We start from the raw sequence: 24,315 nt of genomic DNA, 5'->3' as shown, positions 1-24,315 counted from the left end.
GCGCCTTGAGAGGTGTCACTACTGTGCAAATTAAGGACTTATTTTCGAAAAAGAAATACGCGACCATTCCTTCCGGATCGGCCTCGGCGCCTGAACGCCCGAAGCGGGACATTCCAGAAGGCCTAATGAATAAGTGCTCCAAATGCGGCAATATTCAGTACAGCAAAGAATTGGATAAAAACTTAAAAGTATGCTCGTCATGCGGGCATCATTACCGTCTGAGCGCTTGGGAACGGATCGGAATGACGCTTGATGACGGGCGTTTGCATGAGTACGATGCCGATATGGTATCAATCGATCCGCTTGAATTTCCGGGATATGCCGGCAAGCTTAAGCAGCAATATGAGAAAAATCCGAATTTAAATGAAGCCGTTGTCACAGGCGAAGGCATGATTGGCGGATTTCCGATCGTCGTCTGTGTCATGAGCTTTGACTTTTTCAGCGGCAGCATGGGCTCGGTCGTCGGGGAGAAAATTACCCGGGCGATCGAGACCGCGCATGCCAAGCAGCTTCCGCTGCTCATTTTCTCCACCTCGGGCGGGGCACGCATGCAGGAAAGCATTCTCAGCCTGATGCAAATGGCCAAGACGAGCGCTGCGCTCTCCAAGTTTCAAGGAGCCGGCGGACTCTTTATCTCGGTCTTTACCGATCCGACGATGGGCGGGGTATCGGCTAGTTTTGCGAGCCTTGGCGACTATAATTTGGCCGAGCCTGGAGCGCTTGTCGGTTTTGCCGGCCGAATCGTTATTGAACAGACGATCCGTCAGAAGCTGCCTGACAACTTCCAAACGGCTGAATTTAATATGCAGCATGGCCAGCTCGATATGGTCGTGCACCGCAAGGATATGAAGCATACGTTAACGAAGCTGCTTGATATGCATATCGTAAGGGAGGACTTGTCACATGCCGAGTGAACAAAAGCTTCCGTTCGAGAAGCCGCTCAGTGATTTGCGGGACAAGATTGCGACGCTAAAGAAGCTTGCCGAGAATAACGGTATGGACTTTACTGAAGAAATCTTGCGGCTTGAAGAGAAATGCAAGCAGATGGAAGAAGAACTGTACAGCGAGATGACAGCGGCGCAAAAGATGCATGTTGCCCGTCATCACCAGCGTCCCACTTCGCTTGACTTCATTCAGGCGATGTTTACGGATTTCATGGAGCTGCACGGGGACCGGCTGTTTGCAGACGATCTCGCCATTGTTGGCGGCTTGGCTAAGTTTAACGGCTTGCCAATTACGGTTGTCGGCCATCAACGCGGCAAGGATACTCGGGATAATATTGCCCGTTTCTTCGGCAGTCCTCATCCGGAGGGGTTCCGCAAGGCGCTCCGTCTTATGCAGCAAGCGAATAAATTCAATCGCCCGATTATTACCTTTATTGATACGAAAGGCGCTTACCCCGGTAATACGGCGGAGGAGCGCGGCCAATCCGAAGCGATTGCGCGTAACTTAAGGGAAATGGCGGGCTTCGGTGTGCCAATTATATGTGTTGTAATCGGCGAAGGCGGAAGCGGCGGTGCGCTGGCGCTTGGCGTCGGCAACCGGGTGATCATGCTGGAGAACGCGATTTACTCCGCAATTTCACCTAACGGTGCTGCATCGATTCTTTGGAAGGATGCTTCCAAGGCGGACGTGGCAGCTGAAGCGATGAAGATCACCGCTAAGGATTTACTCGAATTCGAGATTATTGAGGATATTGTAGCGGAACCGCAGGGCGGAGCCCATCGTGATGTAACGTTTACGGCTGAGCAATTGAAGGAAAAGCTGTGGCTTCATCTGCAGCAGCTGCTTCAATTGACGCCGGAAGAGCTTATTGAGGACCGTTACCAGAAATTCCGCAAAATCGGCGAGTTCCGTATTGCAGAACCGGCTGAGCAAGCAGCGGCCGAGCTTCAGCATGAAAATGCTCCGTCTGTAGAAGGCGGGCAGGAGCCGGCTTCCGGGATCGAAGCGGAATCGGCGCAAGTATAAAGGCTCCGGGCGGCATTTACAGCATTTTCACTGTACAAGCCGCCCGTAATCATGTAATTTTATAAAAGACCAGTAGGCCCTTAAACGGAGGAAACTTAACAATGCGCAAAACTAAGATCGTATGTACAATTGGACCATCCAGTGAATCACTGGAAAACACGAAAAAGCTGATTAATGCCGGCATGAACGTAGCCCGCCTTAACTTTTCCCACGGCGATTTCGAAGAGCACGGCAACCGTATTAAAAACATTCGTCTTGCGAACCAAGAACTCGGTACTTCGGTAGCGGTACTTCTTGATACGAAAGGACCAGAAATTCGTCTCGGCAAGCTGAAAGAAGAGCCAATTGAACTCGTTCAAGGCGACACGATCGCATTGACGACTGAAGAAATTCTGGGAGACCGCACGCGTATCCCGGTTACTTATGACAATTTGCCGAATGACGTGACGATCGGTTCGACGATTCTAATCGATGACGGCTTGATCGGCTTGACTGTTGAAGAAGTAAAAGGCACGGAAATTATTTGCCGCATCGTCAACAATGGCCCGATTAAAAGCAAAAAAGGCGTTAACGTTCCAGGCGTGAACATCTCGCTGCCAGGTATTACGGAGAAGGATGCCAATGACATCATCTTCGGTATCGGACAAGGTGTCGACTTCATCGCTGCTTCGTTCGTCCGCAAAGCAAGCGACGTATTGGAAATTCGCGAGCTGCTTGAGCGTCATAATGCAAGCCACATTCAAATCATCTCCAAAATCGAGAACCAGCAAGGCGTGGACAACCTCGACGAAATTCTTGAAGTGTCCGACGGCCTGATGGTTGCCCGTGGCGACCTTGGCGTAGAAATTCCGGCTGAGGAAGTGCCTTTGGTACAAAAATCGATGATCTCTAAATGTAATCGTGCAGGCAAGCCGGTTATTACGGCGACGCAAATGCTGGATTCCATGCAGCGCAACCCGCGTCCAACTCGTGCTGAAGCGAGTGACGTAGCGAACGCTATCTTTGACGGCACGGATGCAATCATGCTATCCGGCGAGACAGCTGCCGGCAAATATCCGACAGAATCGGTTCAAACGATGGCTCGTATTGCAGAGCGCGCAGAAGCGGCTCTTGAATATCGTGAAATCTTCAAAAAACAAGCAAGCGCGCAACAGACGACAGTTACGGAAGCGATCAGCCAAGCGGTTGCCAATTCCGCGCTTGATCTGAATGCAAAAGCGATTGTAACTTCGACACAAAGCGGCTTTACAGCTCGCATGGTATCGAAATACCGTCCGAAATCGCCAATCATCGCGGTTACTAACGATGAGAAAGTGATGAAGAGACTGGCTCTGATCTGGGGCGTTACGCCAGTTCTTGGCGCCAATGCACAAACAACAGACGAAATGGTTGAGATCGCAGTAGAAGGCGCACAAAGCACGGGCTTGATCGCTCTTGGCGATACAATCGTCATTACGGCAGGCGTTCCGGTTGGCCGCGCTGGCACAACGAACTTGATCAAAGTTCATCATATCGGCGAATTGCTTGCACAAGGACAAGGCATCGGCAGCCAAACGGCTACGGGCAAAGTTGTTGTAGCACGCACACCGGAAGAAGCAAATGCTAAGGTTGAGAAAGGCGACATTCTCGTAACCGTATCGACGGACCGCGAATATATGCCTGCTTTTGAAAAAGCGGCTGCTGTTATTACGGAGCAAGGCGGCATTACAAGCCATGCAGCGGTATGCGGCATCAACCTCGGTATCCCTGTAATTCTGGGAATCGCAGGAGCAACTGAACTGCTTCAAGACGGATTGGAAGTTACGCTTTATGGCGAAACTGGCGTTATCTACTCCGGCCAATCTAAAGTTATGTAATTTCATAGCCTCTACAATTTTGTAGAGAACAACAGAAGCGAGGGTGCGATAAGCACCGTCGCTTTTGTTCAAAATAAGGGGTGCAAGGCGGTACTGTCATGAAGGAAGGATATCGAATAATGGCGGAAAATCAATGGTTCGTTCATCCGCTTCGGGTCCGGTATCAGGAAACCGATCAGATGGGCGTCGTTTTCCACGGCAACTATGTGACTTGGTTTGAGATCGGCCGGACGGAGCTGATTCGCGCAGCTGGCTATGACTATAAAACGATTGAACAGCATGGTTTACTGCTTCCTGTCGTTGACCTGCAATGCCGATATGAGCAGCCGGCGCGCTATGATGATCAAGTGCTGGTCTGTACGAGGATTGCGGACTTCTCTCCGATAAGGCTTGCTTTCGATTCGCAGGTGCGCCGGGTGGATACGGAGCAGTGGCATGCGGGAAGCTATGGGTCAGAGGATGAACTTCCTGGTGAGCGGCTCGTAAACGGAGGAACCCGGCATGTGTGGGTGAATGCTAACTGGCGGCCTGCCCGTCTCGATAAAGGACTGCCGGAGCTATATGACTTGCTGCGCGCTTGGCCGCGTGGTGTGCAAGGGGAGGGCATGTAAGGTGGCAAAATGGATTATTGCAGCCATTATTCTTATTCCTGCTGCAGAGTTTTGGGGCATTGTGCAGGTTGGCAACCGTATCGGCGGATGGAATACCTTTCTTATTCTTATTTTGCTAATCAGCTTGCTTGGCGCTTATTTGGCTCAGATGGAAGGGCGTAAAGTATGGTTTGAGGCACAGCGTCTTATGCAGGAAGGACAAATACCAGGTATTATGCTGCTTGACGGGCTATGTGTATTAGCGGGCGGACTGCTGTTGTTTATCCCTGGCTTCTTTAGCGACCTATTCGGTATTACACTTCTTCTTCCCCTGACCAGGCCCTGGTATAGGAAGCTGCTGCTTGGCTGGCTGGAGAAAAGAATGAGAAACGGTAATTTCACGATAGGAAGATGGTAGGATTTACTTCATATTTACAATTCATTAACATACCAATAATAGTCATCCTGCATAATAGAGACATAACAGGGGAGGCGTCTGTTCATGAATAAACAATTGTCGCACTATGTCAATAGGGATTTAAGTTGGATGGAGTTCAATCGAAGAGTGCTTCAAGAAGCGCAGGATGTCAACAATCCGCTGTTAGAGCGGGTAAAGTTTCTGGCGATCGTATCCAGCAATCTGGATGAGTTTATGAGCGTGCGGGTAGCGGGCATTCAAGATCAGATTCGCGCCGGTTATACACGGACAGATTTTACTGGTTATACGCCTGCAGGTCTATGGAAACGATTGATAAAACGTTCCACCCAGATGGTGCACGATCAGTATAAAACCTACCGGGAAGTATTTCGGGCGCTGGGCCGGGAAGGCATCTCTCTCCGTTCGATCGATGAGTTGACTATATCGCAAAATAAAGCGGTATCCGAATATTTTCATGAAATTGTTTTCCCGGTGCTTACCCCGATGGCCGTTGATCAGAGCAGGCCGTTTCCGCTGCTACATACAAAAGAGTTATATCTGTCCGTACTACTCAGCAAAAATAATGAGCCAGAAGACGAAGAACCGTTGTTTGCAATCGTTCAGGTTCCTTCGATTTTACCGCGCTTTGTTCCTTTGCCGGGCCGGATGAACAGTAAGAAAACGGAATTCGTGCTGCTGGAGGATATTATTGAGCAGTACATTGACACGATGTTCAACGGCTATACGCCGATGGCAGTTGATCCATTCCGTTTGACGCGCAACGCTGACCTTTCGCTTAATGAAGACGATGCAGAGGATTTGCTCGCGGAGATCGAGAAGGAACTGCGCCGGAGACGGTGGGGTATTCCGGTTCGGCTGGAAGTTGATAAGGGCATGCATCCGTATGCGCTTGAGCTGCTGAAGGAAGAACTGGAGATTGAGGATAATTTAATTGAGATTGATGGTCCGCTGGATCTGAGCTTTCTGATGAAATTCTCGCTGACGATTCCTGGACATGATAATTTGCGCTATGAGCGGCTGGAGCCTGTCTATCCTCAGGAATTTGAGGAAACAGACGATATGTTCGAGGTTGTCAGACAACGTGATGTGCTGATGTATCATCCGTATGAATCTTTTGAGGCGGTTAACGATTTCGTGCTGCAAGCCGCCTATGATGATGATGTATTGGCGATCAAAATGACGCTTTACCGTGTCAGCGGGCATTCCGCGCTCGTTCAAGCGCTGGCCAAGGCTGCAGAGTCAGGCAAGCAGGTAACCGTCGTTGTTGAGCTGAAAGCAAGATTCGACGAGGAGCGCAATATCGCATGGGCTAGACAGCTTGAGAAGGCTGGCTGCCATGTTGTTTACGGCCTAGTAGGTTTGAAGACGCATGCCAAAATTATGCTTGTCGTCCGCCGGGAGCAAGGGACGCTTCGCCGGTATGTGCATGTCGGCACCGGCAATTACAATGACAGCACGGCGACATTGTATACGGATATCGGATTGTTTACATCGCATCCGATAATCGGCGGTGATGCATCTGCCTTATTTAATGAAGTGACAGGCTATTCTTCGCCTTATGACTGGAAAGCGTTTGGCGTGGCACCAACCGATCTGAAAGAAAAACTGTTCAGGCTCATTGATCGCGAGCGGGATAATGCCCTCGCAGGAAAACCGGCACGGATTATAGCCAAGATGAATTCGCTTTCCAATCAGGAGATGATTGATAAGCTGTATGAGGCTTCTGCGGCTGGTGTTTCGATTGTATTAATCGTAAGGGGCGTGTGCTGCTTGCGGCCTGGAGTGCCGGGACGAAGCGATAATATTAAAGTCATCAGCATTGTTGACCGGTTCCTGGAGCATGCGAGAGTGATGTATTTCAACAACGGCGGGGAAGAGGAAGTTTATCTGTCGAGTGCGGACTGGATGACGCGTAATTTGACACGAAGAATTGAGCTGATGTGTCCGGTGTTTGATCCTGAGCTTCGAAAAACGCTCATTAATATGCTGCAGCTCAACTTGAATGACAATGTCAAAGCAAGAGAGCTGCAGTCTAACGGTTCCTATGCGCATGTCGTTAACGAGCTGCTGCCGTTCCGCAGCCAGTTTGCCGCTCGCGCTATCCCGCAATGGAAGAGCTATGTGTAATCCGTTTCATCCAAGAATGGAGCAACGCTCCATAGTTTTTTGAAGTCGGATGAGAGTTCATCGACTTCCTGTCTTTCCAGCGTAAGCGATCCGCTGAAACGTACTGGACGCAGAAGAAGCTGGCCGCCGGCATGTTCGATTTCCAGTCTGCCGATTGCCTGCGTTTCGCTGCGATCCAGCGCAGCGGCCAGCTGGAGGAGCGTTCCCAGCTTGTAGACCGTATCGAAGTCAGATTCATTCAGCAATTCTTTATACTCACCCAGCTGCTGACGGACTCGGTTCTTGCTCTTATAAGAGGCAATAGCGCCGATCATCAGAATTTCGCGATGGGACAATCCGTTGAGATGCGAGTTGACGATTAAATAAAACGTATGCTTAGCGTATTCATAGTAATCGATCGATCCGCCGATGCGGAACAGGCTGGAGGCTGTATCCAGCAAAATGCGCTCGCGATTGGCAAGCAGATGGTATGGGTGCAGCTCATCAAATAGCTGTAGAGCGAGCCTATTCACTTGCATGACATGCTGTTGCGGCACCGCAGGATGAAGGGCGCTTACATTGTGCACGCTGAATGCCAGCGGATTCTGATGTTTAGGACGTCCGGGAAACCGGGTATCGTGAAATAGGCCGTCACGCAGCCCGGAACCGCAAATCCGGTAATGTGATGCTTTAATCGTCCGGTACAGCAGCCGCATAACAGCGAGCCCAGGCACGATAACATCGGCCCGGTCTTTGGACAAGCCCGGAAATTTACGGCGCTTATCCAGCGGGGTGCGGTACAGTTCATTGAAGAGATCGTCCACCGCTTGACCGGTCATCGGATAGTTGTGAGTTTGCGTGAACGGATATTTGACAGCCGCTTGATGAACTTTGCCCAGTGCGCGGGCCGTTCCTCCTACGCCGATTAGAGGCAGGGAAGGATGCTTTACAAGCCAAGGCACTGCTGCAACTGCTTCTGCGACGTAACGCTCCAGAGCTTGTAAGCCTTCTTCAGTCAGCATGCCGCCTTTAGCTGCAAACCGCCGGTGAAGATTGACGCAGCCAAATGGAAAAGAAAACGATTGAACGAGCTCCCGTCCCTGAAACAGCGACACCTCGGTGCTTCCGCCGCCGATATCAACGAGAAAGCCGTCTTGCACATCCATTGCGTTAATCATGCCGAGAAAGCCGTAATTTGCTTCATCTTCGCCCGACAGCAATTCAATGGCGATACCGCTTTCCGACTGGATGGCGTCAAGCACTTCGTCCCGATTCGCGGCATTGCGAATGGCAGCCGTTGCAACGGCCCTAATATGGCCGACCCGGTTATGTGCACAAATCAGACGAAAATGGTTCAAAGTGCCGAGTAATTCGCGCAATGCATCTTTCGTTAAGTTGCCGTTGTCGTCGATGCGCTCGCTTAGGCGAGCCGGCCGTTTGCTGCCATCGATGACTCTATGCGCTCCGCTTGCTGTCCGCTCGTAGATAACGAGCCGCACGGAGTTGGAGCCTATATCGATAATGCCGATTCGTTGTTCCGTCATATTAGATCCTCCGCCGCTATAAAAGTAGAGTTTGTCGTTAATTGATTTATTCATTCTAACACAATTGATACGGGTGAGCGATGTAAGGCTCTTCATGATTAATCTGGTACGGAATAGGGTAAAATGCAGCAGAGTATGCATGTCGTGTAATAAGTGATAAAAAATCATTTATGGCGTCGATAAATCAATTTTATGTGCGGATTTGTTCACTTCATACGCGAAATCATTTATGATTAATAGCGTGAAGACTGACTCGAATCCTAACATTTCGGTTATATTTCCAGTTAAAGGAGAGAAAACGATGACAGCCACTAAAGGTCTTGAAGGCATTGTCGCCGCTTCGTCGTCCATCAGCTCCATAATTGATGGCGTACTGACATATCGCGGTATTAATATCGATGATCTTGCAGAACATGCAACTTTTGAAGAGGTAGCTTATCTGCTGTGGTATGGCAAGCTTCCTAACCGCGCAGAACTCGATGAGCTGCAAGCGAAGCTGGATGAGCACGCCGCTATCCCAGCGCAAGTCATTCAACAAATTAAATTGTATCCGCAAAATTCCAATTCGATGGCTGCTCTTCGTACAGCTGTATCGAGTCTGGGACTATACGACCCAACCGCGAACGACATGTCGCCGGAAGCGAATCAGCTGAAAGCAATTAAGCTGCAAGCTCAGCTCCCGACTGTTATCGCGGCTTTTGCGCGCATTCGTGAAGGCAAGGAGCCGGTTGCTCCGAAGAAAGGCGTATCCATCGCTTATAACTTTCTGTATATGCTGACAGGGAATGATCCCGACGAAATTGCCGTTAAAGCACTGGATCAAGCGCTTGTGCTGCATGCCGATCACGAGCTGAATGCTTCGACGTTCGCAGGCCGTGTAACGGTAGCTACACTGTCAGATATTTACTCTGGCGTAACTTCCGCAATCGGCGCTTTGAAAGGCCCGCTTCACGGCGGCGCGAACGAGGCCGTTATGGTGATGCTGGAAGAAATCGGCACCATCGGCAATGTTGAAAGCTATATCAACAATGCGCTTGCCAACAAGCAAAAAATTATGGGCTTCGGCCACCGCGTCTACAAGGACGGGGACCCGCGCGCGAAACATCTGCAGCATATGTCCCGTGAGCTCGGTAAATTGACGGGCAACATGGAACTGTACGAAATGTCGATCAAAATCGAAGAATTGGTTACTGGCCAAAAAGGCTTGAAACCAAATGTCGATTTCTACTCGGCTTCCGTATATACGAACTTGAACATTCCTCGTGATTTGTTCACTCCCATCTTCGCAATCAGCCGTGTTTCGGGCTGGAGCGCACATATCTTGGAGCAATACCAAGACAACCGTCTTATCCGTCCGCGTGCTGACTATGTCGGACCGGTCAACGCCAAGTACATTCCGATCGAACAGCGTTAATTTTCATTCCGTCCGGGCCAATGCGCCCATGAGAGCAGGGAACGGACAGGCGTTCGTTCTCCTTTTCCGCGGCCTTCGGGCCGCAGCCCGTTTTTCATACCAAACATTCTAGGAGGAATACTAATCATGGCACAATTCGAAAAATACGCACTTCCTACTGAAGGCGACCAAATTACGATCGACAACGGCTTGCTGCAAGTTCCTAACAACCCAATCATCCCTTTCATTGAAGGCGACGGCACAGGCCGCGATATCTGGCGCGCTTCCAAACGCGTACTTGACGCAGCAGTTGAAAAAGCATACAGCGGCAGCAAGAAAATCGCTTGGTACGAAGTTTTTGCAGGCGAAAAAGCGTTCAACGAATATGGCGAGTGGCTGCCAGCTGATACGCTGACTGCAATCCGCGAATACATCGTTGCAATTAAAGGTCCTTTGACTACGCCAATCGGCGGCGGCATCCGTTCCCTGAACGTTGCGCTTCGTCAAGAGCTTGATCTGTACGTTTGCCTTCGTCCAGTGCGTTACTTCGACGGCGTACCTTCCCCGGTTAAACGTCCTGAGCTCGTAGACATGGTTATCTTCCGTGAGAACACAGAGGATATCTATGCGGGTATCGAGTACCAAGAAGGTTCCGCTGAAGTGAAAAAAGTAATCGAGTTCCTGCAAAACGAAATGGGCGTTAACAAAATCCGTTTCCCTGAAACTTCCGGTATCGGCATCAAGCCAGTATCCGCAGAAGGTTCGAAACGTCTGGCTCGCGCTGCGATCGAGTATGCGATCAAGCATGGCAAAAAAACAGTTACGCTTGTACACAAAGGCAACATCATGAAATTTACAGAAGGCGCGTTCAAAAACTGGGGCTACGAAGTGGCTGAGCAAGAGTTTGCTGAACAAACCTTCACATGGGGCCAATATGACCGCATTAAAGAAGCAGAAGGCACTGACGCTGCAAACAAAGCACAAGCTGAAGCTGAAGCAGCTGGCAAAATCGTTGTAAAAGACGCTATTGCCGATATCGCTTTGCAACAAGTTCTGACTCGTCCAACTGACTTTGACGTTATCGCTACGCTGAACCTGAACGGTGACTACCTGTCCGACGCTCTGGCAGCTCAAGTAGGCGGCATCGGCATCGCTCCTGGCGCTAACATCAACTACCTGACTGGCCACGCGATCTTCGAAGCGACTCACGGCACAGCTCCTAAATATGCAGACAAAGACGTTGTAAACCCTGGTTCGGTTATCCTCTCCGGCGTTATGATGCTTGAGCACCTGGGCTGGCAAGAAGCGGCTGACCTGATCTACAAAGGCATGGAAGCTTCCATCAACAACAAAACGGTTACTTACGACTTTGCACGTCTGATGGATGGCGCAACCGAAGTGAAATGCTCCGCGTTCGCTGACGAAGTTATTAAAAACATGTAGTTCTGACTTTTTACTTTTTGACTTTTGACATCTACAGAGGAGGTTATATCTGAAATGGCTATCAAACGAAGAAAAATTACGGTCGTGGGCGCAGGCTTCACTGGTGCGACTACAGCTTTAATGGCTGCGCAAAAAGAGCTGGGCGACGTGGTTCTCGTTGACATTCCGCAGTTGGAGAATCCTACAAAGGGCAAAGCTCTCGACATGCTGGAATCTACGCCGGTTCAAGGTATTGACTCCAACATCATTGGCACGTCCAATTATGAAGATACAAAAGATTCCGATATCGTCATCATTACGGCAGGGATTGCCCGCAAGCCTGGGATGAGCCGGGACGATCTTGTGAATACAAATGCGGGCATCGTGAAATCGGTATGTGAGAACGTAAAAGCAACCAGCCCAAATGCTTACGTTATTATATTGAGCAATCCGGTTGATGCGATGACCTACGTCGCCTTCCAAGCGCTTGGTTTTCCGAAAAACCGCGTTATCGGCCAGTCCGGCGTTCTGGATACGGCACGCTATTGCACCTTCATCGCGCAAGAGCTTAACGTATCTGTTGAAGACGTCCGCGGCTTCGTGCTTGGCGGCCATGGCGACGATATGGTTCCGCTCGTTCGCTACTCCAACGCGGGCGGTATTCCGATCGAGAAGCTCATACCTGCTGACCGGATTGAAGCGATCGTACAGCGTGCACGCGTAGGCGGCGGCGAAATTGTCAGCCTGCTGGGCAACGGCAGTGCTTATTATGCTCCTGCAGCAGCGCTCGTTCAAATGACGGAAGCGATACTGAAGGATAAGAAACGGATTCTTCCGGTTATTGCTTTGCTGGAAGGCGAATACGGCTACGAAGATCTGTTCATGGGCGTGCCTGCCATCATCGGCGGCGACGGCATCGAGAAAGTCATCGAACTGGAGCTGACAGCAGACGAGAAAGCGGCGCTTGATAAATCCGCCGGTTCTGTCCGCAGTGTCATCGAAATCGTAACGGCTTAATCGGCGCATTAGCTTGTGAGTCTCATAAAGCAAGTTCGGGAGGACCCTGACAGTTAACTGCAGGGTCCTCTTTTACTATTTAGTCAAACAAACGGAGGGATGAGAATGCTGGAGCAGGCAAAGGAAGAGCTGAAAAGAGTGTATGGCTACGATACTTTCCGGCCGGGTCAGGAAGATATCATTTCGGGCATTATGCAGGGCAAAGATACACTTGCTATTTTGCCGACCGGGGGAGGGAAATCGGTCTGCTATCAAATACCTTCGCTGCTTTTGCCGGGTACGACGCTCGTCATTTCCCCGCTTATTTCACTGATGAAGGATCAGGTCGATACGCTGAACAGGCTTGGCGTCCCAGCGGCTTTTTTGAACAGCTCGCTTAGCGCCAGTGAATACCGTGACGTTTTGCGCCGGGCCATGAGCGGTGAATATAAGCTGCTCTACGTCGCGCCAGAGCGGCTCGATGCCCCGATGTTCGACAGCTTGTCCGCGCAGATGAACATACCGCTCATCGCCATTGACGAAGCACACTGCGTCTCACAATGGGGTCATGACTTCCGTCCGAGCTATAGACAGCTTGCCGGCTGGATCGGCCGGCTGGCAAACCGCCCGCTAGTAGCGGCTTTTACGGCTACAGCAACGACAGAGGTAGCGGAGGATATTTCCTCCATGCTCGGTTTGCGTCAGCCGAATGTTTTCGTTACGGGTTTTGCTAGACCGAACCTGTCTCTCTCCGTCGTAAGCGGCGGGGACAAAAAGCAGTTTCTGCAGAAGTTTCTTGCGGAACGCCAGGAGCAATCTGGCATTATCTATACTGCAACGCGCAAGGAAGCGGAGCAGGTGGAAGAACTGCTGACTCGGAAAGGGATCGCTGCGGGCAAATATCATGGCGGAATGTCGGATACGGACCGGGCTTCGGCTCAAGAACGCTTCCGCTTCGACGAGCTTCGCGTCATGGTTGCGACAAATGCCTTCGGCATGGGGATCGACAAGCCGAACGTGCGGTTCGTCGTCCATTGGCAGATGCCGGGCGATATCGAGTCCTACTACCAAGAGGCAGGACGGGCTGGACGTGATGGCGAGGAAAGTGAGTGCGTGCTGCTGTTCGAGCCGCAGGACGTGCAGGTGCAGCGGTTTTTGATTGAGCAAGGCACCGGTGATACAGATCGTAAGTCCGTGCAGCAAAGCAAGCTGTATACGATGATGAATTACAGCCGTACACAGCGCTGCTTGCAGCAGTTTATCGTCGATTATTTCGGCGAGAAGGGTGTAGAGCCCTGCGGTAAATGCAGCAGCTGTCTCGATAAAAGCGAGCTAGTAGACCGTACGTCAGAAGCCCAAAAGGCGCTATCCTGCGTGGGACGGATGAGGGGCCGCTTTGGGGTTACGATGGCGGCTAAAGTGTTGAAGGGCTCTAGAGACAAACGGCTGCTAGAGTTTGGGCTTGATAGGCTAACTACCTATGGCTTGTTTAACAACTGGCCGGAGAAAGAAATTGCCGACTGGCTGTATTGGCTGGTAGCGGAAGGTTATTTGCGAATGAGCGACGGGCAATATCCAACCGTGTCGCTCGCAGCAAGCGCGCTGCCGGTTCTGGAAGGCAAAGAGACTGTCATGCAGCGTCTGCGAATGACGGTGAAGCGAAGCGCCTCGTCAAGCGGTGTGGCTTCGTCTCCATTGTTCGATGCGCTGAAGCAATGGCGCAAGGAGACGGCTGCAAGGGAAAATGTGCCGCCGTTTATGCTATTCTTCGATGCCACGTTGAAGGAGCTCACTGACGTTCAACCGTTAACGGAAGATCAGCTGCTTCAGGTGAAAGGCATTGGCGCAGCAAAAGCAGGCAAATATGGTGAAGAGCTGCTCGCCATTATTGGGCAATTCGCAGGAGAGCCTGTGACGGCTGGCGCCTCAGCTACTGCGAGAAGCGCCGTCCGGCGTTCAGTTGAGCGCCCGGCCTCCTCGGGAGGAGCCGACAGCTCGCCAAGCCACGTTCTATCACTGGAGATGTTCAACGCAGGCCTGTCTCCACAGGAAGTTGCTGCTGAGCGGGGAATGAGCCGGGTCACCGTAGAGGGACATATTATCCGCTGCGCTGAGGAAGGGATGGAGCTCGATTGGAGCCGCGTTATTCCGGAGGTATATGAGCAGCAAATTATCGATGCCATCCGCGAGCTGAGCGGGGACAAGCTGCGTCCGATCAAGGATGCGCTGCCGGATGAGGTCGACTATTTTGCCATCCACGGCGTCATTTGCAAATATGGCTTCAAGTCAGAATAGATGCAGCGCTTTCTTTTGTAATTGTTACAATCATTTAGTATACTAGTTGGTAGATTAATTAAAGATGTGGGAGGCAGTTTAATGTTAAACACGATGTTATTTTTGCACGTGCTTGGAGCAGTCGGAATGGGCTATTACGTCGTTTTGCCGTTTATGGTCGGCAGAGCGTCCAAGCTTAACGGCGGCGGGCAAGGAGGTCTTGCCGACGGTCTCGTTACGGCGAACCGGATTGCCCAGTATTTCTTGATCGTACAGTTGCTTACAGGCGGCTATCTGATGTCGCAAAATGATTATGCGGTAGCCTGGATGATTATCGTTACGCTGCTGTTCCTTGCAATCGCTGCGATTTCGGGCATTATGACGAAGCCGCTTAAGCGTATCGTTTCTTCCATTCAGGATGGACAAAGCGCAACGGCGTATATTGCAAAGGCTCGCGTATTCAGTTTGATCGTGCTTGTGCTGTATGTCGTTGTCATTTACTTTATGAAATTCCCGTTTTAAATAATACATGCAATTGAGCTTCAGTCATATAGGGGGAGAATAGCGTGCATCAGACATCACCGGACATCATTACTTTTGGGGAATCGATGGCATTGTTCATGCCGCCGGAGCATAAGGCGCTGGAGCGGGCAACTGTGCTGGAGCAAGGCTTCGGCGGTGCCGAGAGCAACGTGGCGATCGGCGTAGCCAGGCTGGGAGGCTCGGCAGGCTGGTTCGGCGTACTGGGCGATGATCCTTTTGGCAAAATGATTCTGAAGACGCTTCGCGGCGAAGGCGTCGACGTGTCCCGCTCTATATTGAGCAGCGAGGCACCCACCGGGATGATGTTCCGCGAGCATGTGGCCGGCAGAACAGCCGTACATTACTACCGCAAGCATTCCGCGGCCAGCCGTATGGAGCCGGAGCAACTGGACGAGCAGTATATCCGCGGAGCGAAGCTGCTTCATGTGACGGGTATTACGACGGCGCTTAGCGAGAGCAGCCGCCGGACGGTTCTCAGGGCGATTGAAATCGCCAAGGAAGCGGGCGTCAAAGTATGCTTTGACCCGAATTTGCGGCTGAAGCTTTGGTCGATCGAGGAAGCGCGGGAGACGCTGCTTCCGATTGCGGAGCAGGCCGACTATTTCCTGCCAGGCTGGGACGAGTTGAAGCTGCTCTACAATACGGACAGCTTCGAAGAGGTGAAAGAGAAGCTGCTTCAGTTGAACGCTGTGACCATTGTGAAGGGCTTTGGCGATACGACGCTTGTCCTGGACAATGGCAAGGAGACGGCTGTTCCCTTCTATCCGGCAGAGAAGGTTATCGACACAGTTGGCGCGGGAGATGGCTTCTGCGCAGGCTTCTTGGCCGGTATTATGCGAGGAATGACACCAGCACAAGCCGTTGGACTAGCCAGCATTAACGGCTCGCTGGTTGTCCAAATGCGCGGAGACTGGGAGGCGCTTCCTGAATGGAGCGCCGTAGAACAGCGTATGTCTGATAAAGTGTGGGTGGAGCGTTAAACATGGCTGATATGGGCGTGACCGCATCGAAGGGCCAGCGCCGCCGGGAAGCGATACTTCAAGTGCTGAAGCAGCAGGGGCGCATTACCATACAAGAAATGGTGGAACGGTTTGACTGCTCCGAAGCGACGGCTAGACGGGATCTGGAGCAGATGGAGTCGCTGTACCCGATCATTCGCACGATCGGAGGCGCAATGTACGACGGCATGAATGCGGTTCGCGATCTTGGCTTTGCCGAGCGGGAAGGGCTGTCGATTTACGAGAAGGAACGGATCGCATCTAAAGCTGCTTCGCTGATTGAAGAAGGGGATGTCGTTGGCCTCTCGGGAGGGACGACGAATTACTTGATCGCGAAGCAGCTGAAATTCCGAAGCGGCATTACGGTGGTGACCAATGCAGTCAACATTGCGATGGAGCTGGCAGGCAGCGCGATTCAGGTCGTCGTTACAGGCGGCATTATGCGGCATAACAGCTTCGAGCTATGCGGCCCGCTGGGCGAAGGGATGGTCTCCCATCTGAACATCGGCAAGATGTTCATCGGAGTCGATGGCATTTCCGCTACAGGCGGCATTACGACGTATTCCGAGCAAGAGGCACAAATTGCGAAGGCGCTAATCAAGCGCTCGCATGTGACTTACGCCGTCTTTGATCAGACGAAGATCGGCAAGGTGTCGCTGTTCTCCATTGCAGGACTCTCGGAGCTGCAGGCATTCATTACCGATGTGCCGATTGGTCCGGAGCTTCAGGAGGCGGCTCGGCAGCACGAGATTAGCCTTTATGTAGCGGACGAGCAATAGAAAATTAATAAGGCAGTGGCCGGGTGTCCCTTTGAGGATGCCGGCCACTGCCTTATTTTTGTGGAACGGGTATGATTGTGAGTTGCATGCTATTGTGAATTATGAACTTTAAGCTGTTGTATACTGGAAGCAGTTGCGCGCGGATATTATTCTAAATCGTACGCGCTTTGAAAAGCTGGATTTTGCGTACGCGCTGGAGCAGCCAATAGACGCCATAGCTTTGCAAAATGATAAAAGCGGGCATTATATCGAGCCGGTACCGGGCTTGAATTTCAATTGCCAAATGAATGGCTGCATAACCTAGCAGAAGCACGAGAAATAGCGTCGATCGGGAAACGGTCCTCCTTCTCAGCAGTGCAATGAGCGCGAGAACACCAAATAGGCTCATTACAGCGTAGGAGGCTCCTTCAATACGCTCTGCACTAACTTGGATAGCAGGCAGATTCATTTCCCCCAGGCTCCACATTGCTGCATCATCCTTAGCTCCCCAGAAGAATACGAACTTCCTTGCAAACAAGGCGGCGACGGCGGCTTTATCCTGAAGCCTCTCTTTTACAACGGCAAGCTCCGCAGCATCCCTCTCCTCGCCAAGTTTGAATTGCAGTACATACTTGCCATCCTCCAGCGACCATTTCCCGTCTGTAGCGGTATTGAGTCCGACCATGAATTTCCAATAGGGTTCCCGGTTGGATAATGGATACTCCGTGTAGCCGGCCTGCATGAACAGCGAGCTTACGAGCAGTTGAATCGCGTAAAAAACAGCAATGACGCCGGTCAGCTTGGACACAGACACGAGAAGTTTCCGGCGGCTGAATTGAGGCAGCAGATGGCAGAGGAGCAAATAAACGGCCAGACCTGCGATAAAGATGCCGCCAATCGGCCGGAACAATTGCCCCAGGCCAAAACAAAGCCCGATTACAAGCCATTGGCTGCGGGAAGTTTGCCAGCGTTTTGCGACTGCAGCCAAGCAGCCCGTCATAAAGAACATGGTGGAAAAATGCTGATTGCTCAATACCGAGCACATCATGATGTTGGGTATGTATAAAGCGTAAGCAAAGCCGGCAATCCGGCCGGACCGTTCATTGAAAACCGAGGAGGCTGCTTTGTACACGACCCATACGGTAATGGTGCTTACGCATACGTTAATGAGTTTAAGGATCAGCATCGGTTCGTTAAATAAAGAAATGATAAGTGCCTCATACATCGTAAATCCCATTTGATAGACCCATGCTAAGAAATATTCCGTATCATTGAATGAGAAATCGCCAACGGCTGCGCTTGAAGCAGCATTATACATAAATAAAAAGTCCGATGCCGGAGGTGTATCGATCCAGAGCACCCAGACGAGTCTAGCAGCAAAAGCTGTGAAGATAAGGCCTAACGTAAACCATATTTTAGAACGAATCTGATTAATTCCGTACGCGGCAGTCAGCATAACGAGGATTGCTGCTGTAATAGCTCCTGCTGCATAAAAAGGAGAGGCTATTATGTAAAATGCGTATAAGGTAGAGGATATAAAGGCTGTTGCGAATAATAAGCAGCCAAGTAGGAGCAGCCCGCGTGAAGCAAAGAGGCAGCTTTTCCGTGTGATTTCCATATTTACTCCTTTCTTCTAGTCGAACGGCATCCTTATATAGTAGCCGATCTCTAATAGATTCGCCAGTAATCTCCGATCTTTTCCTAATTTGCACATAAAAAAAGGTCTGCCGCGGCAGACCCTGCATAAAAGCGTTTAGTTTTGTTGAAAAACAAGTTTTCCATTCACCCAGGTTTTTGATACATGGTGAAAAGCTTGCTCCGCCAGTACGAGATCGGCGCGTTTGCCGACCGCTATCGAGCCGGTGGTCTCGTAGAGGCCGAGCTGTCTGGCCGCGTTACCGCTGGCAGTCCGGCTGACCTCCGTAACGGATAAGGATGTATTTTCCAGCATAAAACGGAAAGCGTTGATCATGGTCAAGCTGCTGCCTGCCAGATTGCCTTCCTTCAGACGTGCGACGCCTTCTTTGACGATGACGGGAAGGCCGCCCAAATCGTAAAGTCCATCAGGCATGCCGGCCGCAGACATCGCGTCAGATACGAGGATGAGCTTGTCAGCCGGCTTAGAAGCGACGAGCAGACGTATAGCGCCTGGATGAACATGGAAACCGTCCGCAATCAACTCGGCACAAATCCGATCATCCGATAATACGGCACCAACGGTACCCGGCTCGCGGTGATGCAGCGGACGCATGGCGTTATAAGTGTGTACCGCATGCGTCAAGCCGTGATCAGTCGCGTCCTGCATAATTTCATAGGATGCGTCCGTATGACCGCATGCGGCAACGATTCCATGGTCTGCCAGCCAGCGGATTGCTTCCATCGCGCCTTCGTTCTCCGGTGCAAGCGTCACGAGTTTGACGAGTCCAGGAAAGCGAAGCTCCCAGTCTTCGAGCCAATCGATCCGAGGCAGAGACAGAAAAGCCGGAATTTTGCGCGCCGATCCACTTCAAGCACAGGAATGGCCCTTCCAGATGAACGCCGTAAAGCGCTGCATAGGGCATATCTTCCGCTTGGAAACGGCTCACAGCTTGCAGTACGGAGTCAATGGCTTCCTTCGAAGCCGTCATCGTTGTGGCCAGCATGCCTGTCGTGCCTTGGGATGCGTGATAACGGGTAATCGCTTCATAGCTTTCCTGGCTGGCGTCCATAAAGTCGCCGCCAGCTCCGCCATGGATATGAACGTCGATAAAACCGGGAAGAAGCCACTGTCCGCCGCCGTCAATCCGCTGAGCGGTTTGCGGAATATCCTCATAGGCAGAATTACCTTCAATAATAGCAGCAATCGTTCCGTCTTTGGCATAGACTGCTCCTTGCGCGATGCGCTCTTCCAAAACGATGTTCACATTGTAAATCAGCCATTCACTAGGGAATGTCATGATTAAGCCAACTTCCTTCCGGCTTCGCGGTCGAGCAGCACGGTTACTCTAGGATGCGTCTGCAGCAGCGATGCCGGTACGTCCGTCGTAATCGGACCGGTCAGCGCTTGCTTGACGATATCCGCCTTATCCGCGCCGCGAACCACGAGTAGAATATGGTTCGCCTTTAGTATGGAGCCTACTCCCATCGTAATCGCCAGCTCCGGCACTTCTTCCATGGAAGCGAAGAAACGGGCATTCGCCTCACGGGTTTCTTGCTTCAGCTTGACGGCATGCGTGCCGCCGGTCAATGCTTCTGCAGGCTCATTGAAGCCGATATGGCCGTTATGGCCAAGGCCCAGCAGCTGCAGATCGACTGGCTGCTCTTGCAGCATGCTGTCGTAGCGGGTGCATTCCGCGACCAAATCCTCAGCCATGCCGTTAGGCAAGAACGTCCGGTCGAATGGGATATCGATATGGGCAAATAAATGACTCTTCATATAATAGGCGTAGCTTTGATCGTTATCCGGCGTCAAGCCGACATATTCGTCCAAGTTGAATGAGGTGACGTGTTCGAACGAGATGTTTTGACGACGATGCATTTCTACTATTTTGGCATAGATACCAAGCGGTGTCGACCCTGTAGCCAAGCCTAGAACAGGGTTTGGTTTGTTTTGTACCGTGCTTACAATCAGATCGGCTGCGAATGCATCCAGTTCCTGTGCGCTGTCAAAAATTTTAATATCCATTTATATAGGCCTCCCGGAGGTTGCGCCTTGCGAACGTTGCAAGCATGCAACCTAGCTAATATCGTTTTATGATTCTATTTTAAGACATAATCATCATATTAACAATAAAAATGATTGTAAACTTCATAAAAATGATTAATACGTTCATTTTATTGAATTCAATGTGAGCGATGTTGCCCGGTGGTTAAAAACTGCGTTATGATGGACGGAGCATAGTAAACGAGACCCAGGAGGTTCACGATGAGTGATCATACGATAGCGGCGAGCGCGGCTGAGGCTGCCGCAACCGCGAAAAGAAAAGGAGAGCATATCCGTATATGTCTTCAGGAGGAGGTCGCCGGATCAGGGATCGAGACTGGACTGCATAAGCTGAGGTTTCGGCATAACGCGCTTCCGGAGCTCTCTTTTGAGGAAATTAAGCTGGATACGCAATGGCTGGGCCGCTCAATGCAAGCTCCGCTTTTGGTCAGTTCGATGACTGGCGGAACGGATGAAGCGGGATCGATTAACCGGCGCTTGGCGGAGGCGGCAGAGCATTGCGGCTGGGCGATTGGGCTAGGCTCTATGCGGGCAGCCATTGAACGGGAAGATCTCGCCGCATCCTTCTATATCCGGAGAGAGGCGCCTACTGTACCGGTAATAGCTAATCTTGGCGCGGTACAGTTGAATTACGGATTTGGCGCGGAAGCATGTCAGAGGGCTGTAGACATAGCTGAAGCTGATGCGCTTGTGCTTCATTTGAACAGCATGCAAGAGGTGTTCCAGCCCGAGGGGAATACGGATTTTCGGGGACTGCTTGCAGGTATCGAGCAGGTATGCCGCAAGCTTGCCGTTCCGGTCGGAATCAAAGAAGTTGGCTGGGGCATTGATGCAGATACTGCAGCACGGCTGGCCGATGCTGGCGTAGCCTTTATAGATGTAGCGGGAGCTGGCGGCACCTCCTGGAGCCAAGTGGAGAAGCACCGGCTCAAAGACGAGCTAAGAAAGCAGGCGGCGGAGGCATTTGCAGACTGGGGCATACCTACTGCGGACAGCATCCGGGAAGTAAGCGGCAGGGTGCCGGATATGGCGCTCATCGCCAGCGGTGGACTCCGCAATGGCGTTGATGCCGCTAAGTCGATTGCATTGGGCGCAAGCGTGGCAGGCTTCGGCAGGGTGCTGCTGCCTCGTGCAGCGCAGTCGGATAACCGCGTTTCGGTCGAGCAGCTCGTGGAGCAGTTCCGCCGGATCGAATTTGAACTGCGGTCGACGATGTTCGGAATAGGAGCAGCTGCGATTGAAGATTTGACCCATACAGAGAGGCTGTATGCCATCTCTTAGACGGCTATGGCAACGATGATCCTAATATCGTTGCCTCGTTTTATTTTCGAAAGGAGACTTCGGTTTCATGGAGCAAGAAGAGCAGCAGGTAGAGACAGCACAATGGAATGACGGTTGGATTCAAGTGAAGGTACCGCTTCCGTTTTCATTGAAATGGGTAAACAGTTATGTGATTCCAGAGCCGGATCGCAGCGGCTATACGGTTATTGATCCAGGTTTGCGAACGGATGATGCTGTGGCGGCGTGGAATGAGGCAATGAAAAGATATGGTATAGCTGCTGAGGAGATCAAGCGGATTATCGTCACGCATCAGCATCCCGACCATTATGGTTTAGCTGGTTATTTTCAAAAATTAAGCGGCGCTCCGGTGTACATGTCCCGCAGATCGCATGCTTACACGGTTCGGTTATGGGCAGTGGACAGCCGTTTTGGCGGGGAGCTGGGACAGCTTTTTTCTAAGCATGGTATGCCGGATGAACTTACATCTGCTATAGCAGCTAATCTTGAATTGTTCGAGGAGCGGGTGTCGCCGCAGCCTTCCGTCACTTATGTGGAAGCAGGGGAGACGATCCGGTTTGGCGGCTTTGACTGGCAGCTTATCGATGCGCCCGGCCATGCGTATGGGCAGTTGCTGCTCTATGAGCCTCATAATGGCTGGATGTTTTGCGGCGATCAGGTGATTCCGCGGATTACGCCAAACATAAGTGTTGTTCCAGGGGAAGAAACGGACCCGTTGAATGATTTTCTGATGAATCTGGACCAATTGCTTAGCTATGAGGTGAGCCTTGCTTTTCCGGGACACCGTGACCCGTTCACCGGATTTACAGCCCGAATCGAAGAGTTGAAGCAGCATCATACACGGAGATTGGATCGAATGAAGCGTATGCTGGAGGAGCCGATGTCGGCGTTCGAACTATCCGAGCGGCTCTTCGGTATAAACTTGCGCAGCAATCCGCATAATTTGCGGTTTGCGATGGCGGAGACGCTGGCTCATCTCTATTATATGGAGCATAGAGGTTCGATAGAGAGGCTGGACGAAGCCGGCGTATATTTGTTCCATGCGGTTTAAGCATCGAAAGGTTCAAAAGCGATAAAATTTTATTTTATCTTATTGACGAGGAAAGATTTGCATCTTAAAATTTAGAAGACAACTGCATGATACATGAACAGCGCTAGTGCTGTGAGCAAACCGCGTGAAAGCGCGGGACGCAAAGTCTGGAGTCTTCTGTGCAATTTATTGTACAATGATCGTCCGATTGCCATGAATGAATCATTCAGGTAGTCGGATTTTTTATTGCCATAATAGGTTGCGGGGAGGATATGAACTTGTTTAAAAAACAGATAAAGACGGCTTTTATGCTGACGATGTCGGCAATCGTTATTTTTGGAGCGGGACTGCATGCGATTGTGAGTGCGGCGGCTTCGCCAGCATCGTCATTGCTGGGCACGGCAGGCGCTTATAATATTTTCGTACTGGGCAGTGTTTCGCTTATGAACACCGATTCAGAGGGACCTGTTGCGGCAGGCGGAGCTGCGACTTTTACCAACTACTCGGTGAATAGTAAGGAAAAGGTGATCGATAATGCATTGGTCGTTGGCGGTTCGCTGGTTTTTAACAACGGAACGGTTAAAGGCGGCAATGCCAAATATGGAGGTTCATATTCGGGAAATGTAACGGTTACGAATGGCACGTCTCCTAAACAGGGAACACCAATCGATTTCAATGCCGAGGCGACATATTTGAAGGGTGTATCCGCACAGCTGGCTGCGCTGCCTGCCAACGGGACAGCGAGCAACGCTTATGGGACGCTGACGCTAGTAGGAACGGATAACAATTTGAATGTGTTTGAAATTGATCAAAATTACGGCGAGCTTGTCATTCAGGTACCGAATGGATCTACCGTCATAGTAAATGTAAAAGGTATATCTAGAAGCTTTGGCACAGCAGGAACCTTTATGCCGGATAAGAGCAACACGCTTAGCGAGAATACGAATCCGGCTGCCGTACGCAGGCTGTTATTCAACTTTCCAGAAGCCACTGATATTACGATCGGATCTTCCGGTCAAAGGGGCACGCTGCTGGCTCCTTACGCAAGTGTAAAGACGACCTATAGTAATATCGCAGGCAATATTATTGCGGCTTCGCTGGATGGGCATGTTGAGGCGCATTATTATCCATTTGATGGCACGCTTGCAGAACCGGAGGCTACTCCGACACCGACGGCAACACCAGAGGCGACGCCAACGGCAACACCAGAGGCGACGCCAACGGCAACGCCAGAAACTACGCCGACAGCGACACCAGAAGCTACGCCGACGGCGACACCAGAAACTACGCCGACAGCGACGCCAGAAGCTACACCGACAGCAACACCAGAGGTAACGCCAACAGCGACACCAGAAGCTACACCGACGGCGACACCAGAGGTAACGCCGACAGC

The 24,315-nt window shown here is 51.3% G+C and carries 20 protein-coding genes, 1 pseudogene and 1 riboswitch; of the genes and pseudogenes, 16 read left to right on the top strand and 5 right to left on the bottom strand.

Annotated elements, in window-relative coordinates:
* Nucleotides 1–23: 23 nt before the first annotated feature.
* The 6 genes from accD to ppk1 all read left to right on the top strand — a co-directional run bounded on the left by accD (nt 24) and on the right by ppk1 (nt 6,983).
* Entirely contained in the window at nt 24–914 is an 891-nt protein-coding gene (gene accD, locus TY10_RS14960) for an acetyl-CoA carboxylase, carboxyltransferase subunit beta (protein ID WP_042164976.1), read from the top strand.
* Complete coding sequence (locus TY10_RS14955; protein WP_042164973.1) at nt 904–1,971, top strand: acetyl-CoA carboxylase carboxyltransferase subunit alpha; 1,068 nt, start codon at nt 904–906, stop codon at nt 1,969–1,971. Before accD ends, TY10_RS14955 begins: the two co-directional genes overlap by 11 nt.
* Nucleotides 1,972–2,072: 101 nt before the next feature.
* A complete protein-coding gene (gene pyk / locus TY10_RS14950; RefSeq protein ID WP_042164971.1) occupies nt 2,073–3,827 on the top strand; it encodes a pyruvate kinase in 1,755 nt (584 codons plus the stop codon).
* A gap of 98 nt (nt 3,828–3,925) precedes the next feature.
* Entirely contained in the window at nt 3,926–4,438 is a 513-nt protein-coding gene (locus TY10_RS14945; RefSeq protein WP_042164968.1) for an acyl-CoA thioesterase, read from the top strand.
* A gap of 1 nt (nt 4,439) precedes the next feature.
* Nucleotides 4,440–4,835, top strand: a complete 396-nt coding sequence (locus TY10_RS14940) for an FxsA family protein (protein WP_042164965.1) — start codon at nt 4,440–4,442, stop codon at nt 4,833–4,835.
* Between the two features lie 84 nt (nt 4,836–4,919).
* Nucleotides 4,920–6,983 carry a polyphosphate kinase 1 gene (gene ppk1 / locus TY10_RS14935; protein ID WP_042164961.1) on the top strand — a complete coding sequence of 688 codons (2,064 nt, stop codon included), beginning with the start codon at nt 4,920–4,922 and terminating at the stop codon, nt 6,981–6,983.
* On the opposite strand, the gene TY10_RS14930 is transcribed toward ppk1, so the two are convergent.
* On the bottom strand, nt 6,974–8,506 hold the full coding sequence (locus tag TY10_RS14930; protein ID WP_042164958.1) for a Ppx/GppA phosphatase family protein: 1,533 nt from the start codon (nt 8,504–8,506) through the stop codon (nt 6,974–6,976). The genes ppk1 and TY10_RS14930 overlap by 10 nt on opposite strands.
* A gap of 301 nt (nt 8,507–8,807) precedes the next feature.
* Between TY10_RS14930 and citZ the strand changes: the two genes are divergently transcribed.
* The 7 genes from citZ (at nt 8,808) to TY10_RS14895 (ending at nt 16,911) form a co-directional block, all read left to right on the top strand.
* The gene (citZ, locus tag TY10_RS14925; protein WP_042164955.1) at nt 8,808–9,920 is read left to right on the top strand and encodes a citrate synthase; all 1,113 of its coding nucleotides are present in this window, start codon (nt 8,808–8,810) and stop codon (nt 9,918–9,920) included.
* A gap of 126 nt (nt 9,921–10,046) precedes the next feature.
* Nucleotides 10,047–11,342, top strand: coding sequence for an NADP-dependent isocitrate dehydrogenase (gene icd / locus TY10_RS14920; protein ID WP_042164953.1), 1,296 nt, complete (start codon nt 10,047–10,049; stop codon nt 11,340–11,342).
* A 54-nt stretch (nt 11,343–11,396) separates the two neighbouring features.
* Nucleotides 11,397–12,338 (top strand): malate dehydrogenase, encoded by a 942-nt coding sequence (mdh, locus tag TY10_RS14915; protein ID WP_042164951.1) that lies wholly within the window; start codon nt 11,397–11,399, stop codon nt 12,336–12,338.
* 105 nt (nt 12,339–12,443) lie between these two features.
* The gene (gene recQ, locus TY10_RS14910) at nt 12,444–14,612 is read left to right on the top strand and encodes a DNA helicase RecQ (protein ID WP_042164948.1); all 2,169 of its coding nucleotides are present in this window, start codon (nt 12,444–12,446) and stop codon (nt 14,610–14,612) included.
* An 81-nt stretch (nt 14,613–14,693) separates the two neighbouring features.
* Nucleotides 14,694–15,113 carry a hypothetical protein gene (locus TY10_RS14905; RefSeq protein ID WP_042164945.1) on the top strand — a complete coding sequence of 140 codons (420 nt, stop codon included), beginning with the start codon at nt 14,694–14,696 and terminating at the stop codon, nt 15,111–15,113.
* A 44-nt stretch (nt 15,114–15,157) separates the two neighbouring features.
* Nucleotides 15,158–16,114 (top strand): sugar kinase, encoded by a 957-nt coding sequence (locus TY10_RS14900; RefSeq protein WP_042164942.1) that lies wholly within the window; start codon nt 15,158–15,160, stop codon nt 16,112–16,114.
* Between the two features lie 11 nt (nt 16,115–16,125).
* Complete coding sequence (locus TY10_RS14895) at nt 16,126–16,911, top strand: DeoR/GlpR family DNA-binding transcription regulator (RefSeq protein WP_420329411.1); 786 nt, start codon at nt 16,126–16,128, stop codon at nt 16,909–16,911.
* A 151-nt stretch (nt 16,912–17,062) separates the two neighbouring features.
* On the opposite strand, the gene TY10_RS14890 is transcribed toward TY10_RS14895, so the two are convergent.
* The 4 genes and pseudogenes from TY10_RS14890 to nagB form a co-directional block, all read right to left on the bottom strand.
* Nucleotides 17,063–18,346 (bottom strand): glycosyltransferase family 39 protein, encoded by a 1,284-nt coding sequence (locus TY10_RS14890; RefSeq protein WP_162160612.1) that lies wholly within the window; start codon nt 18,344–18,346, stop codon nt 17,063–17,065.
* Nucleotides 18,347–18,643: 297 nt separating this feature from the next.
* A complete protein-coding gene (locus TY10_RS32290; RefSeq protein WP_337588364.1) occupies nt 18,644–19,351 on the bottom strand; it encodes an N-acetylglucosamine-6-phosphate deacetylase in 708 nt (235 codons plus the stop codon).
* 103 nt (nt 19,352–19,454) lie between these two features.
* A pseudogene (locus TY10_RS32285) lies at nt 19,455–19,598 on the bottom strand (N-acetylglucosamine-6-phosphate deacetylase); the annotation flags it as partial.
* 230 nt (nt 19,599–19,828) lie between these two features.
* Nucleotides 19,829–20,554, bottom strand: coding sequence for a glucosamine-6-phosphate deaminase (gene nagB, locus TY10_RS14880; RefSeq protein ID WP_042164932.1), 726 nt, complete (start codon nt 20,552–20,554; stop codon nt 19,829–19,831).
* Nucleotides 20,555–20,794: 240 nt separating this feature from the next.
* Between nagB and fni the strand changes: the two genes are divergently transcribed.
* From fni to TY10_RS14865, 3 genes are all read left to right on the top strand, one after another.
* Nucleotides 20,795–21,874, top strand: coding sequence for a type 2 isopentenyl-diphosphate Delta-isomerase (fni, locus tag TY10_RS14875; protein WP_042164929.1), 1,080 nt, complete (start codon nt 20,795–20,797; stop codon nt 21,872–21,874).
* A 67-nt stretch (nt 21,875–21,941) separates the two neighbouring features.
* Nucleotides 21,942–22,943, top strand: a complete 1,002-nt coding sequence (locus TY10_RS14870) for an MBL fold metallo-hydrolase (RefSeq protein WP_042164927.1) — start codon at nt 21,942–21,944, stop codon at nt 22,941–22,943.
* Between the two features lie 104 nt (nt 22,944–23,047).
* Nucleotides 23,048–23,138: riboswitch (cyclic di-GMP riboswitch) on the top strand.
* A 62-nt stretch (nt 23,139–23,200) separates the two neighbouring features.
* The coding region (locus TY10_RS14865) for a choice-of-anchor A family protein (protein ID WP_052350555.1) at nt 23,201–24,315 on the top strand (1,115 nt) is incomplete at its 3' end.

This window comes from Paenibacillus gorillae (assembly GCF_000513275.1).
GTDB classification, from domain to species: Bacteria; Bacillota; Bacilli; order Paenibacillales; family Paenibacillaceae; genus Pristimantibacillus; species Pristimantibacillus gorillae.
Note: the sequence above shows the minus strand (reverse complement) of the source record. Positions and strands in the feature narration are given on the sequence as shown.

Excerpts from the sequence above, each read along its gene's own strand:
- TY10_RS14905 (WP_042164945.1), top strand. The coding sequence starts at position 14,694 with ATGTTAAACACGATGTTATTTTTGCACGTGCTTGGAGCAGTCGGAATG.
- TY10_RS14955 (WP_042164973.1), top strand. The coding sequence starts at position 904 with ATGCCGAGTGAACAAAAGCTTCCGTTCGAGAAGCCGCTCAGTGATTTG.
- fni (WP_042164929.1), top strand. The coding sequence starts at position 20,795 with ATGAGTGATCATACGATAGCGGCGAGCGCGGCTGAGGCTGCCGCAACC.
- TY10_RS14890 (WP_162160612.1), bottom strand. The coding sequence starts at position 18,346 with ATGCTGACTGCCGCGTACGGAATTAATCAGATTCGTTCTAAAATATGG.
- TY10_RS14870 (WP_042164927.1), top strand. The coding sequence starts at position 21,942 with ATGGAGCAAGAAGAGCAGCAGGTAGAGACAGCACAATGGAATGACGGT.
- pyk (WP_042164971.1), top strand. The coding sequence starts at position 2,073 with ATGCGCAAAACTAAGATCGTATGTACAATTGGACCATCCAGTGAATCA.
- TY10_RS14895 (WP_420329411.1), top strand. The coding sequence starts at position 16,126 with ATGGGCGTGACCGCATCGAAGGGCCAGCGCCGCCGGGAAGCGATACTT.
- icd (WP_042164953.1), top strand. The coding sequence starts at position 10,047 with ATGGCACAATTCGAAAAATACGCACTTCCTACTGAAGGCGACCAAATT.
- TY10_RS14945 (WP_042164968.1), top strand. The coding sequence starts at position 3,926 with ATGAAGGAAGGATATCGAATAATGGCGGAAAATCAATGGTTCGTTCAT.
- citZ (WP_042164955.1), top strand. The coding sequence starts at position 8,808 with ATGACAGCCACTAAAGGTCTTGAAGGCATTGTCGCCGCTTCGTCGTCC.
- nagB (WP_042164932.1), bottom strand. The coding sequence starts at position 20,554 with ATGGATATTAAAATTTTTGACAGCGCACAGGAACTGGATGCATTCGCA.
- TY10_RS14930 (WP_042164958.1), bottom strand. The coding sequence starts at position 8,506 with ATGACGGAACAACGAATCGGCATTATCGATATAGGCTCCAACTCCGTG.
- ppk1 (WP_042164961.1), top strand. The coding sequence starts at position 4,920 with ATGAATAAACAATTGTCGCACTATGTCAATAGGGATTTAAGTTGGATG.
- mdh (WP_042164951.1), top strand. The coding sequence starts at position 11,397 with ATGGCTATCAAACGAAGAAAAATTACGGTCGTGGGCGCAGGCTTCACT.
- recQ (WP_042164948.1), top strand. The coding sequence starts at position 12,444 with ATGCTGGAGCAGGCAAAGGAAGAGCTGAAAAGAGTGTATGGCTACGAT.